Origin of the sequence: Streptomyces sp. SID1328, assembly GCF_009865595.1 — a bacterium.
Lineage (GTDB): Bacteria > Actinomycetota > Actinomycetes > Streptomycetales > Streptomycetaceae > Streptomyces > Streptomyces griseoluteus.
In genome coordinates, this window is record NZ_WWKH01000355.1 from 1 (window position 1) to 11,667 (window position 11,667).

Consider the following 11,667-nt stretch of genomic DNA (forward strand, 5'->3'; position numbering starts at 1 on the left):
TCTTCCAAACTAGCTACGCGGGTTCGATTCCCGTCGCCCGCTCCACACGACTCAGGGGCCCGGCTGCCGTCACGGCGGCGCCGGGCCCCTGAGTCGTTCGCGCGGCCTCAGAAGCTGATGGAGTTGACCATCTCCGCTATCGAGTTGAGGAAGCGGCTGATGGAGGGCGCCATCCCGGTGGAGGCGAGGAAGAAGCCGAAGAGGATGGCCACGATGGCCGGGCCGGCCTTGATGTTCCCTCCTCGCATCAACACCACCAGGATGATCGCCAACAGCAGCACCACGGACAGTGAAATGGCCACAACTGATCACACCCTCGGTCGGTTCGCTCTCCCGGCCTGGAGGCACCGTGCAGCACACCTCCGCCAGAACCATCGTGCCACCAACCAGCCCTCTGTATGCGGCCAGTGACACATCGTCGGCCGGCCGTTCCGGCGCGGGGCATGCGCCGCGCGCCAATTACCCTCCCGACCAGGGGTGATGGGGACGGTAATTGCCCAACATCATTTCCATACCCACACATCGCCGTGCAGGCCGTCGGGGCGGGTAATTCGAATTGAGCCGGGGCCGGTCGACATGACCCAATTAGGATGGATGAATCGGGACATCGAGGGGCAAAGAAACGGCCCTATTGTGCCCGTCATCACCGTGGCCCCGCAGGCAAGTTGTGCGATTTACCGGGTACCCGAAGCCGATAAACGTGAATGACCTCGATGGTTTTACGGACTCACACACGCGAGGCTAGGGTGCCTGAGATGTTCGACGCCTCCCCGTCCCCCGGTCAGACCCGCGAGCCGGCGCCCCCGGCTGCCCAGCCGGTGCCGGAGAGATCCGCGAAGCGGCGCGACTCGTTCTTCGACAACGCCAAGTACCTGGCGATCGTGCTGGTGGCGATGGGGCACTCGTGGGAGGCGCTGTACGCGGACAACCGCATCCTGCGGTCGCTGTACATATTCGTGTACACCTTCCACATGCCGGCGTTCGTCATCATCTCCGGCTACTTCTCGCGCAGTTTCGACATGCGCCGGGACCGGTTGAAGCGGCTGATCACCGGTGTCGCCGTGCCGTACGTCGTCTTCGAGACGGCCTACTCCCTCTTCCGCGACCACTTCGGCCAGGACGGCGAGAGGGGGATCACCCTGCTCGACCCGTACTTCCTGTCCTGGTTCCTGGCGGCGCTGTTCGTATGGCGGCTGACGACCCCGCTGTGGAAGGTGGTGCGGTGGCCGCTGCCGCTCGCCCTGGCGATCGCCATGCTGGCGACCGTCTCCCCCGCGATCAGCAACGACCTGGACTTCCAGCGCCTGTTGCAGTTCCTGCCCTGCTTCGTGCTGGGGCTGTGCCTGAAGCCCGAGCACTTCCGGATGGTGCGGACGCGGGCGATGCGCGTCGCCTCGGTGCCGGTCGTCGCGGGTGCGCTGGCCGCCGCGTGGCTCGTGGTGCCGCACATCGACTTCGGCTGGTTCTACCGCCGGGACGCCGCCCAGGAGATGGGCGCCCCGTGGTGGACCGGCCCGCTGATGACCCTGGCCCTGTTCGCCTGCTCGGTGGTGCTGACGGCCTGCTTCCTGGCCTGGGTGCCGGGGCGCCGGATGTGGTTCACCTCGCTGGGCGCGGGCACGATCTGCGGCTATCTGCTGCACGGCTTCGTCCTCAAGTACACCCGCTGGGAGGGCTGGTACGACGCCCACTGGCTGCACAGCCCGCTCGGCGCGCTGCTGGTGACCTCCTTCGCGGTCACCGTCGTCACCCTGCTCTGCACGGCTCCGGTACGCCGGGTGTTCCGGTGCGTGATGGAGCCGAAGATGGAGTGGGCGTTCAGGCAGGACCCCGCCCAGCAGGCGCGGGAACGTCAGCACGGCGGGCCGAAGCAGCCCGTACGGGAGAAGGCGAGCGTGTAGCGCCCTTCCCCTACTCCCCTTCCGGCCGGCCGAGAAGCGCGCGCATCCGCGTGTACTTCTCGGCCAGTCGCGTGCGGGTCGGCTCGTCCAGGACCGCGAGGCGGGCCGGGTCGGCGTTGTGGGCGAGGTCGGCGTGCTTGACCAGGGCGGCGCCCGGCGTGGCGAGGATGCGGCGGGCGTACTCCTCGGGCGGCTCGCCGGGGCGTTTGGTGAGGGCGAGCACGATGGCCTTGGTGCGCGGGGTGAGGGCGGCGCCGTCGAGCCACTCCTCGCTGAGCGCGTCGTCCTCGACGGCGTCGTGCAGCCAGGCCGCCGCGATCTGCTCCTCGTCGCCCCCGCGTACCCGCACCCCCTCGGCGACGGCCGCCAGATGTTCGGCGTACGGGCGGCCCGCCTTGTCGGTCTGGCCGGCGTGGGCGCGGCGGGCGAGGTCCTCGACCAGGGCCAGGGTGAGCGGAGTCATCGGCCCAGTCTCGCACCGGGGTTCAGCGGACGGGCGCGGATGACTCGCGGCAGATCAGCAGCAGCGCGCGGTCGTCGTTGACGTCCTTGGCGACGGCCTCGATGAGGTGCCAGGCGGCGCCGTGGAAGCCGCCGGCGACATAGCGGTCGGCCTCACCGGTGAGGCGGTCGATGCCCTCGGCGATGTCCCGGTCGGAGGCTTCCACCAGCCCGTCGGTGAAGAGCATCAGGACGTCTCCGGGTCTCAGGGTGCCCTTCGTGGAGTCGAACTGCCCCCCGTCGTACACGCCCAGGAGCGGGCCCTCGGTGGCCTTCTCCTCCCAGCGGCCGGTGCCCGCGCTGAGCTGGAGGCCCGGCGGGTGGCCCGCGGAGTACAGCTCGTAGTCGCCGGAGTCGAGGTCGAGCACCAGGTGGATGGAGGTGGCGAAGCCCTCGTCCCAGTCCTGGCGGAGCAGATAGCCGTTGGCGGCGGGCAGGAAGGAGTGCGGGGGCAGCGAGCCGAGCAGGCCGCCGAAGGCGCCGGACAGCAGCAGGGCACGGGAACCGGCGTCCATGCCCTTGCCGGAGACGTCGGTGAGGACGACCTCCAGGGTGCGGCCGCCGTTGGTGCGGGCGGCGACGACGAAGTCACCGGAGAAGGACTGGCCGCCCGCCGGGCGCAGCGCCATCTCCTGGTGCCAGCCTCTCGGCAGCTTGGGCAACTCGCTCTGGGCGCGGATGCGTTCGCGGAGGTCGAAGAGCATGGTGCCGCCGCGCCGCCAGGGCACGCCGACCCGGCTGCGGAACTGCGCGGTCAGCAGCCCGAAGAACCCGCAGGCGGCGACGACCAGCACGATGCCGGGGGTGACCCTGGAGGGTCCCTCGGTGTACGGGCCGAGCCGCACCGACTCCACGATGAGGGCGGCGGCGGCCGTGGCGTACAGCCCGAGCAGGCTGGCGGGGCGCAGCACCAGGCCGCCCGCGACGATCGGGATGACCAGGGTGGCCGGGGAGCACCAGACGGAGTTGGCCAGTGTGAGGGCCATGAGCGCGGGAATGGTGAGGAGCAGGCCGACCAGGGCGATCCAGTCGGGGCCGTCGCCGCGGAAGTAGTCGACCGCGCTTCTGCGCAGCGCGACGCGGACCCGGTGCCACTGCATCTTCCACCGGGCCGTGAACGTCTCGGCCTTCGCGCGCCGTTCTCGTCCTGCTGCCATCAGTTCGGGACCCTATCCATCCAGCCGGCCGCATGGCACGGGAGGTCCCACTTGTCCCCCGTGCGGGGCTCACTTCGCGTTTCGACCACGCGGTCCGACTACACAGTGAACGGCACGTGAGGCCATCCGCGCTGCCACCCGGCGGAAATTCCCCGCCCTCCCGGGCGGCGGGCTGCGCTTCCTGGCAGGACATAACGGGGCGCACGACCGGTTCACGGATGCGCACGGGGCGCACGAGGTCAGCGGAGCTGGCAGGCGGGGCACCAGAAGAGGTTGCGGGCGGCGAGCCCGGCGGTGCGGATCTCGGTGCCGCAGAGGTGACAGGGCAGGGTGGCCCGACGGTAGACGTAGACCTCGCCGCCGTGATCGTCGACGCGGGGCGGGCGGCCCATCGCCTCGGGGGTGTGCTCGGGGCGGACGGTGTCGATGCGGTTGAGGCGTACGCCCTCGCCCATCAGGGCCACCAGGTCGGCCCAGATCGCGTCCCACTCGGCCCTGCCGAGGTCGCGGCCGGCGCGGTAGGGGTCGATGCCGTGCCGGAAGAGGACCTCGGCGCGGTAGACGTTGCCGACGCCCGCGATGACCTTCTGGTCCATCAGCAGGGCGGCGATCGAGGTGCGGCTGCGCGTGATCCGCTCCCAGGCGGCGGCCGGGTCGGCGTCGGGGCGCAGCGGGTCGGGGCCGAGGCGGGCGTGGACGGCCCTCTTCTCGCTGTCGGTGATCAGCGCGCAGGTGGCCGGGCCGCGCAGGTCGGCGTACGCGGTGTCGTGGGCGAGGCGGAGCCGGACGGTGTCGGCCGGCGGGGGCGCCGGGGCCGGGCCGAAGGCGACCTTGCCGAAGAGGCCGAGGTGGATGTGGACCCAGTCGCTGTCGCGGAAGCCGAGGAAGAGGTGCTTGCCGTGGGCGTCGGTGGTGGTCAGCCCGGCGCCGGTCAGCAGCTCGGCGGCGTCGGTGAACTTGCCCTGGGGGCTGGTCACCAGCGGGGCGGTGCCGGCGAAGCGTTCGGCGTAGTCCCGCGCCAGCCGGTGGATCGTGTGCCCTTCTGGCACGGCCGGGCGTCCTTCCTGGGTCTGCGAGAGCCCCCGCCGCGTTCCGGGCGGCGGGGGCGGTACCGCGTTACTGCTGGGGGTGGTGCGCCGGGATGGGCGGGAGGTCGCCGGTGTTCTCGTACTCCGTGAGCATGTCGATGCGGCGGACGTGGCGCTCTTCGCCGGAGAACGGGGTGCCCAGGAAGATCTCGACGAACTTGGTCGCCTCGTCCTCGGTGTGCTGCCGGGCGCCGACGGCGATGACGTTGGCGTCGTTGTGCTCGCGGCCGAGCGCGGCGGTCTCCTCGCTCCAGGCGAGGGCGGCGCGCACCCCCTTCACCTTGTTGGCGGCGATCTGCTCGCCGTTGCCGGAGCCGCCGATCACGATGCCGAGGGAGCCGGGGTCCGCGACGGTGCGCTCGGCGGCCCGGAGGCAGAAGGGCGGGTAGTCGTCCTGGGCGTCGTAGATGTGCGGCCCGCAGTCGACGGGCTCGTGCCCCGCCGCCTTCAGCCACTCGACGAGGTGGTTCTTGAGTTCGTAGCCCGCATGGTCGGAGCCGAGATACACGCGCATGCACCGAGTGTGTCACGCCCGATTCCGGGCAGCAGCTCCGGGTTCGATCGGGGATATGTGAGACGGGCCATAGAACCTCAAGCGAACCTCAGGTAACAATCCGGATTCAGAGGTTCCCGAATTGGTTCCCCTCAGATTCACTGGACCGCCTCGTACACCGCTCGTGCGAGGCCCCGTACGACGACGTACGACTTTCTCGCCGTCCGTACGGGAACCGCTCCACCTGGCGCAAAGGAATTCCGTCCATGTCCCATGGTTCCGGGCTGCAAGCAGGTCTCAAGAACCGTCACCTTTCGATGATCGCCATCGGTGGTGTGATCGGTGCCGGCCTTTTCGTCGGCTCCAGTACGGGTATCGCCACGGCGGGCCCCGGCATCCTGCTGTCCTACGCCCTCGTCGGCACGCTCGTCGTCCTCGTGATGCGGATGCTGGGCGAGATGTCCGCGGCCAACCCGACCTCCGGGTCCTTCTCCGCGCACGCCGACCGTGCGCTCGGCCGCTGGGCCGGGTTCTCCATCGGCTGGCTGTACTGGTTCTTCTGGGTCGTGGTGCTCGCCGTCGAGGCGACGGCCGGTGCGAAGATCCTGGAGGGCTGGATACCGGCCGTCCCGCAGTGGGGCTGGGCGCTGATCGTCATGCTGGTGCTCACGGCGACCAACCTGGTCTCGGTGGGCTCCTACGGTGAGTTCGAGTTCTGGTTCGCCGGGATCAAGGTCGTCGCGATCGGCGCGTTCATCGTGGTCGGCGTGCTGGCGATCTTCGGTGTGCTGCCGGGTGTCCACAGCGACAAGGCGGGCCTGTCCAACCTCACCGCGCACGGGGGCTTCCTGCCGCACGGGCCGGGCGCGATCCTCACCGGTGTGCTGCTGGTCGTCTTCTCCTTCATGGGCAGCGAGATCGCCACGCTGGCGGCCGGTGAGTCGGAGAACCCGCAGCGTGCGGTCACCAAGTCGACCAACAGCATCATCTGGCGCATCGCGGTGTTCTACCTGGGCTCGATCCTCGTCGTGGTCTCGCTGCTGCCGTGGAACGACCCGTCGATCAAGACCGACGGTTCCTACGTCGCCGCGCTGAACTCGCTGGGTATCGCGCACGCCGGTGAGATCATGAACTTCATCGTGCTGACCTCGGTGCTGTCCTGCCTGAACTCGGGCCTGTACACCGCGTCCCGCATGGCGTTCTCGCTCGGTGAGCGGGGGGACGCGCCCAAGGCGTTCGCGAAGACCAACTCCCGCGGTGTGCCGATGGCCGCGATCCTGGCCTCGGTGCTGTTCGGCTTCGTCGCGGTGTTCTTCAACTACAAGTTCCCCGACTCGGTCTTCCTCTTCCTGGTCAACTCCAGCGGCGCGGTCGCGCTGTTCGTGTGGCTGGTCATCTGCTTCTCGCAGCTCCGGATGCGGAAGATCATCCAGCGGGAGGCGCCGGAGAAGCTCGTCGTCAAGATGTGGCTCTACCCGTACCTCACCTGGGCCACGGCCGCCCTCATCGTCTTCGTCCTCGGCTACATGCTGACCGACACGGAACACGACGGCCGCGAAACGGTCCTGCTGTCCCTGATGGTGGCTGCCGTCGTCCTGATCATCGCCTTCGTCAAGCAGTCGCTGACGGCGAAGAAGACCCAGCCGGAGATCCCGGCGACGGAGGACCCGGAGAAGGTCCCGACCGTCTGACACCCGCCCGCCGAAGCCCGGTGCCCCGAGGAGACCCCCTCGCGGCACCGGGCTTCGCCGCGTCGCCCTCTACCCTTCCGGCATGGTGACGCGGCGATTCGTCGGTGTAGGAGGGGTACGGCTCGCCTACCGGGTGTGGGGGCCGCCGGAGGGTCCGCCGCTGGTGCTCGCCGTCCGCCGGCAGATCGACACCCCGCCCGCCGCCTGGGCGGCGGCGCTCGGTGGCATCACCGCCCGGACCCTGATCCTGGCCGGCGGCCCCCGGAGCCACGTCCCCCGGGAGAGCGTCACCGAGTTGGCCCGCCTGATCCCGGACGCCCGGCTGCGCACGATCCCCGTGGGCCATCTGATCCACCGGGAGGCACCAGAGGCGTTCACGGCAGTGGTGACGGAGTTTCCGGGCGGCCCGTCCGCCGGTCGGTAGCGGGGCGAGGGATCGGCCGGCAACGGCGAAGGCCCGCCTCCTCTCTTCGTGGAGGAGGCGGGCCTTGTGCCGTGAGGGTCAGCTCTTGTCCGTCAGCTTCCACGCCGTGGGGAGGACGCCCATGGCCAGCGCCGCCTTCAGGGCGTCGCCGATGAGGAAGGGGGTGAGGCCCGCCGCGATCGCCGCCGTGGCGGACATGTGGGCGGCGAAGGCGAGGTAGGGGACGCCCACCGCGTAGATGATGGCCTCGCCGAGGAGCATCGTGCCGGCCATGCGGAGCGGGGAGCGGTCGGCGCCCCGGCGGGCGAGGGCTCCGACGGCCGCGGCGGCGAGGAGCATGCCGAGGACGTAGCCGAAGGAGACGGAGGTGCCGGAGCCGCCCTGGGCGAACCACGGCACACCGGCGAGGCCCGCGACGGCGTACAGCGCGAGGGCGGCGAAGCCGCGGCGGGCGCCGAGCGTCGTACCGACCAGCAGCGCGGCGAAGGTCTGTCCCGTCACCGGCACCGGCGAACCGGGCACCGGCACCGCGATCTGGGCCGCGAGACCGGTGAGCGCCGCGCCACCGAGCACGAGGGCGGCGTCGCGCACGCGCGAGGAGGGAAGGAGGTCGGCGAGGACGACGCCGGGCCGAGCGGTGACGCTGGCGGTGCTCATGGGGACTCCGCGGGTCTGTGGGCAGGGGCAGGGGACAACACCGTGACGCTATACCGGCCCTCCTGCGCCGATCACCGTCTGTGCTCGACAAAGGCGTGAACAGGGGCTTGGTGGGCTTCGCACAAAGGATGCGGCTTACACCGGAACCGGCGTGACACCGGTCACCGACCCCCCCCCGTCGAACGGTAAACGGACGTAAGCATTCCGTAAGCGGGGTGTCCGCATACCGGACACTCCCCGTACCCTCCGGCCGGCTTCACCCAGACTGGGGGAGTTTTTACCCGCCTACCGCACTGGACGAGCCGCGCCGATGCCCAGCACCACCACGCAAGCGCCCCAGGAGCAGAAGCAGGGCGTCCCGCTCTCCTCGGGCCTCAAACAGCGCCATCTCTCCATGATCGCCCTCGGCGGGGTGATCGGCGCGGGCCTGTTCGTCGGCTCCGGCGCCGGCATCGCCGCGGCGGGCCCCTCCATCGTCGTCGCCTACACCCTCTCCGGCCTGCTGGTCCTGCTGGTGATGCGGATGCTGGGCGAGCTGTCGTCGGCTTATCCCTCCTCCGGTTCGTTCTCCGCGCACGCCGAGCGGGCGATCGGACCGTGGGCCGGGTTCACGGTCGGCTGGTCGTTCTGGGTCATGCAGTGCACGGTGGTCGGTCTGGAGGGCATCGGCGCCGGAAAGATCGTCAGCGGCTGGCTGCCCGGCACCCCGCAGTGGGCCTGGGTCGCGCTGTTCATGCTGATCTTCTGCGGCGCCAACCTGACCGCGGTGAAGAACTTCGGCGAGTTCGAGTTCTGGTTCGCCGCCCTGAAGGTCGCCGCGATCTGCGCGTTCCTGCTGCTGGGCGTGCTGGCCATCGTGGGCGTGCTGCCCGGCACCCACTCCCCCGGCGCCTCCCACCTCACCGACTTCCTGCCCAACGGCGGCGAGGGCCTGGTCCTCGGCCTGCTCGCGTCGGTGTTCGCGTACGGCGGCCTGGAGACGGTCACCATCGCTGCCGCCGAGTCCGAGGACCCGGTGCGGGGCGTGGCGAGCGCGGTGCGCACCACGATGTGGCGGATCGCGCTGTTCTACATCGGCTCGATGGCCGTCGTCGTCACCCTGGTCCCGTGGGACTCGAAGGAGGTCGTGGAGCGCGGCCCGTACGTCGCCGCCCTGGACACCCTCGGCATCCCCGGCGCCGGCCGTGTGATGGACGTCGTGGTGCTGGCCGCCCTGCTCTCCGCGATGAACGCCAACATCTACGGCTCCTCGCGCATGCTGCACTCCCTGGTCCAGCGGGGTCTCGGCCCGAAGGTGCTGGCGAAGGTGTCCGGCGGGGTGCCCCGGATCGCGGTCCTGGTCTCGTCGGTGTTCGGCTTCGGCTGCGTGCTGCTGAGCTACTGGCGCCCGGACGACGTCTTCATGTGGCTGCTGAACATGATCGGCGCGGTCATCCTGGTGGTCTGGATGTTCGTCGGGGCCTCCCAGCTCCTGCTGCGCCGCCGTGCCGAGCGCGCCGGTGACGCGCCGCCCGCCGTACGGATGTGGGCGTTCCCGTGGCTGACCTGGGCCGCGCTGCTGGGCATGGTGGTGATCCTGGTCCTGATGGCCCGGCAGCCCGACACCCGCGTCCAGCTCTGCTCCACCGGCGGCCTGACCCTGGCCCTGGCGGCGGGCGGTTACCTCTGGCAGCGGGGGCGCACCCGCAGCTGAGTCCCCGTGACGAAGGCCCCCACGTGCACGACACGTGGGGGCCTTCTTCGTACCCCCTTGCCCGCGAGCAGCCTTTTGTTGCTAGCGTGTAGTTGCAAGTAAGTTGCAATAAGGCTCGGAGGGGACCCGTCCATGTCCGTCTACACGCTGCCCGAACTGCCCTACGACTACGCCGCGCTCGCGCCCGTCATCAGCCCCGAGATCATCGAGCTGCACCACGACAAGCACCACGCGGCCTATGTGAAGGGCGCCAACGACACCCTGGAGCAGCTCGCCGAGGCGCGGGACAGGGACGCCTGGGGCTCGGTGAACGGCCTGGAGAAGAACCTCGCCTTCCACCTCTCCGGCCACATCCTGCACAGCATCTACTGGCAGAACATGACCGGCCCGAAGGACGGCGGCGGCGAGCCGCTGGAGCAGGACGGCGTGGGCGAGCTGGCGGACGCGATCAAGGAGTCGTTCGGCTCCTTCGCGGCCTTCAAGGCCCAGTTGACCAAGGCGTCGGCCACCACCCAGGGCTCCGGCTGGGGCGTGCTGGCGTACGAGCCGCTGAGCGGCCGGCTGATCGTGGAGCAGGTCTACGACCACCAGGGCAACGTCGGCCAGGGCTCGACGCCGGTGCTGGTCTTCGACGCCTGGGAGCACGCCTTCTACCTGCAGTACAAGAACCAGAAGGTGGACTTCATCGAGGCGATGTGGCAGGTCGTGAACTGGCAGGACGTGGCCCGGCGCTACACGGCGGCCAAGTCCCGCGCGGACGTGCTGCTGCTGACCCCCTGAGGCCCCTCGGAAGTTCCCCGAGCGTCCCGCCTCGTGATCGTCTTCTCAACCTTCACCCGGCGGGCGGATGAAGGAAGCCCCCCGCGAGGACGTGACTCGCGGGGGGCTTCTTCACGCGGGGGCTAGAGGTTGCTGAAGTCCGGGCCGGCCGTGCGGGTGCGCTTCAGCTCGTAGAAGCCCGGCACCGAGGCGACCGCGAGGGTGCCGTCCCACAGCCGGGCCGCCTCCTCGCCCTTGGGGGCCGGGGTGACCACGGGTCCGAAGAAGGCGATCTGCTCGCCGTCCGGGCCGGGGACCGCGATGACCGGGGTGCCCACGTCCTGGCCGACCTTCTCGATGCCCTCCTTGTGGGAGGCGCGCAGCTCGGCGTCGAACTCGAAGTCGGTCTGGTCGAAGTACTCGATCAGATCCGCGGGCAGGCCGACCTCGTCGAGCGCGGCCACGACGGCCTCGCGGCTCGGGCCCTCGCCCTCGTTGTGGATACGGGTGCCGAGCGCGGTGTAGAACGGGCCGAGCACGTCCGCGCCGTGCTTCTGCCAGGCGGCGGTGACCACCCGGACCGGCTGCCACGCCTTGGTGGCGAGCATCTCCCGGTACTCCTCGGGCAGCTCGTCGATGCGGTCCTCGTTGAGGACGGCGAGGCTCATGATGTGCCAGCGCACCTCGATGTCCCGGACCTTCTCCACCTCCAGCACCCAGCGGGAGGTCATCCAGGCCCAGGGGCAGAGCGGATCGAACCAGAAGTCCACCGGGGTCTTGCCCGACGTGGTCGCGGTCTCGGACATGTCTCTCCTCGCAAGAAGGTCTTTCCCAGCGGCAACAGCGCCTTCGGCCGCGCAATTCCCCGATGCCGCCGGTCAGGGCCGCGTGGCAGGATCGTGCCGTTCAGTGCCCCACATCATGCGACCACAAGGGAGTGCCGCCCGTGCCCGGTGAGAATCTGTCCCGTGACGAGGCCCGTGAGCGGGCCGCCCTGCTGTCCGTCGACGGGTACGACGTGGCGCTGGACCTGCGCTCCGCCGTGGGCGAGTCCGACGACGAGCCGCGGACCTTCCGCTCGGTGACCACCGTCCGCTTCCGCTGCGCCGAGCCGGGCGCGACGAGCTTCGCCGACCTGATCGCGCCGAGCGTGACCGCGGTCTCCCTCAACGGCCGCGACCTCGACCCCGGCGAGGTGTTCGACGGCACCCGGATCGCGCTGGAGGACCTGGCCGCCGACAACGAGCTGATCGTGGACGCCCAGTGCGCCTACTCCCGCACCGGCGAGGGCATGCACCGCTTC

Annotated in this window: 12 protein-coding genes and 1 pseudogene; 6 read left to right on the plus strand and 7 right to left on the minus strand. The window is 70.2% G+C overall.

Annotation, left to right across the window (positions count from 1 at the left end):
- Window positions 1–107: 107 nt before the first annotated feature.
- Window positions 108–302, minus strand: coding sequence for a hypothetical protein (locus tag GT030_RS10440; protein ID WP_030814126.1), 195 nt, complete (start codon window positions 300–302; stop codon window positions 108–110).
- Between the two features lie 453 nt (window positions 303–755).
- On the opposite strand from GT030_RS10440, the gene GT030_RS10445 reads away from it, so the two are divergent.
- Window positions 756–1,901, plus strand: coding sequence for an acyltransferase family protein (locus GT030_RS10445; protein ID WP_237522216.1), 1,146 nt, complete (start codon window positions 756–758; stop codon window positions 1,899–1,901).
- 10 nt (window positions 1,902–1,911) lie between these two features.
- Here GT030_RS10445 and GT030_RS10450 read toward each other — a convergent pair whose 3' ends face one another.
- From GT030_RS10450 to GT030_RS10465, 4 genes are all read right to left on the minus strand, one after another.
- On the minus strand, window positions 1,912–2,364 hold the full coding sequence (locus GT030_RS10450) for an HD domain-containing protein (RefSeq protein WP_161200078.1): 453 nt from the start codon (window positions 2,362–2,364) through the stop codon (window positions 1,912–1,914).
- Between the two features lie 22 nt (window positions 2,365–2,386).
- On the minus strand, window positions 2,387–3,559 hold the full coding sequence (locus GT030_RS10455; RefSeq protein WP_161200077.1) for a PP2C family protein-serine/threonine phosphatase: 1,173 nt from the start codon (window positions 3,557–3,559) through the stop codon (window positions 2,387–2,389).
- Between the two features lie 239 nt (window positions 3,560–3,798).
- Window positions 3,799–4,608 carry a DNA-formamidopyrimidine glycosylase family protein gene (locus GT030_RS10460; RefSeq protein ID WP_161200076.1) on the minus strand — a complete coding sequence of 270 codons (810 nt, stop codon included), beginning with the start codon at window positions 4,606–4,608 and terminating at the stop codon, window positions 3,799–3,801.
- 67 nt (window positions 4,609–4,675) lie between these two features.
- Entirely contained in the window at window positions 4,676–5,161 is a 486-nt protein-coding gene (locus tag GT030_RS10465) for a ribose-5-phosphate isomerase (RefSeq protein ID WP_161200075.1), read from the minus strand.
- 245 nt (window positions 5,162–5,406) lie between these two features.
- Between GT030_RS10465 and GT030_RS10470 the strand changes: the two genes are divergently transcribed.
- Window positions 5,407–6,831, plus strand: coding sequence for an amino acid permease (locus tag GT030_RS10470; protein ID WP_237522215.1), 1,425 nt, complete (start codon window positions 5,407–5,409; stop codon window positions 6,829–6,831).
- Window positions 6,832–6,913: 82 nt separating this feature from the next.
- Window positions 6,914–7,255 (plus strand): alpha/beta hydrolase, encoded by a 342-nt coding sequence (locus GT030_RS10475; protein ID WP_161200074.1) that lies wholly within the window; start codon window positions 6,914–6,916, stop codon window positions 7,253–7,255.
- A gap of 78 nt (window positions 7,256–7,333) precedes the next feature.
- Here GT030_RS10475 and GT030_RS10480 read toward each other — a convergent pair whose 3' ends face one another.
- Window positions 7,334–7,912, minus strand: a complete 579-nt coding sequence (locus GT030_RS10480; RefSeq protein WP_161200857.1) for a biotin transporter BioY — start codon at window positions 7,910–7,912, stop codon at window positions 7,334–7,336.
- 310 nt (window positions 7,913–8,222) lie between these two features.
- Here GT030_RS10480 and GT030_RS10485 point away from each other — a divergent pair, with 310 nt between their 5' ends.
- Both GT030_RS10485 and GT030_RS10490 read left to right on the plus strand, forming a co-directional pair.
- Window positions 8,223–9,605 (plus strand): amino acid permease, encoded by a 1,383-nt coding sequence (locus GT030_RS10485; RefSeq protein WP_161200858.1) that lies wholly within the window; start codon window positions 8,223–8,225, stop codon window positions 9,603–9,605.
- Window positions 9,606–9,737: 132 nt separating this feature from the next.
- Window positions 9,738–10,385, plus strand: coding sequence for a superoxide dismutase (locus GT030_RS10490; protein WP_161200859.1), 648 nt, complete (start codon window positions 9,738–9,740; stop codon window positions 10,383–10,385).
- 122 nt (window positions 10,386–10,507) lie between these two features.
- Here GT030_RS10490 and GT030_RS10495 read toward each other — a convergent pair whose 3' ends face one another.
- Window positions 10,508–11,170: a DsbA family protein gene (locus GT030_RS10495; protein WP_161200860.1), complete on the minus strand. Its 663-nt coding sequence runs from the start codon at window positions 11,168–11,170 to the stop codon at window positions 10,508–10,510.
- Between the two features lie 140 nt (window positions 11,171–11,310).
- Between GT030_RS10495 and GT030_RS10500 the strand changes: the two are divergent.
- A pseudogene (locus GT030_RS10500) lies at window positions 11,311–11,667 on the plus strand (aminopeptidase N); the annotation flags it as partial.

What these genes read in the sequence shown, in the direction of transcription:
- GT030_RS10445 (WP_237522216.1), top strand. Translation starts at nt 756, where the DNA reads ATGTTCGACGCCTCCCCGTCCCCCGGTCAGACCCGCGAGCCGGCGCCC.
- GT030_RS10485 (WP_161200858.1), top strand. Translation starts at nt 8,223, where the DNA reads ATGCCCAGCACCACCACGCAAGCGCCCCAGGAGCAGAAGCAGGGCGTC.
- GT030_RS10455 (WP_161200077.1), bottom strand. Translation starts at nt 3,559, where the DNA reads ATGGCAGCAGGACGAGAACGGCGCGCGAAGGCCGAGACGTTCACGGCC.
- GT030_RS10480 (WP_161200857.1), bottom strand. Translation starts at nt 7,912, where the DNA reads ATGAGCACCGCCAGCGTCACCGCTCGGCCCGGCGTCGTCCTCGCCGAC.
- GT030_RS10490 (WP_161200859.1), top strand. Translation starts at nt 9,738, where the DNA reads ATGTCCGTCTACACGCTGCCCGAACTGCCCTACGACTACGCCGCGCTC.
- GT030_RS10470 (WP_237522215.1), top strand. Translation starts at nt 5,407, where the DNA reads ATGTCCCATGGTTCCGGGCTGCAAGCAGGTCTCAAGAACCGTCACCTT.
- GT030_RS10475 (WP_161200074.1), top strand. Translation starts at nt 6,914, where the DNA reads ATGGTGACGCGGCGATTCGTCGGTGTAGGAGGGGTACGGCTCGCCTAC.
- GT030_RS10450 (WP_161200078.1), bottom strand. Translation starts at nt 2,364, where the DNA reads ATGACTCCGCTCACCCTGGCCCTGGTCGAGGACCTCGCCCGCCGCGCC.
- GT030_RS10495 (WP_161200860.1), bottom strand. Translation starts at nt 11,170, where the DNA reads ATGTCCGAGACCGCGACCACGTCGGGCAAGACCCCGGTGGACTTCTGG.
- GT030_RS10465 (WP_161200075.1), bottom strand. Translation starts at nt 5,161, where the DNA reads ATGCGCGTGTATCTCGGCTCCGACCATGCGGGCTACGAACTCAAGAAC.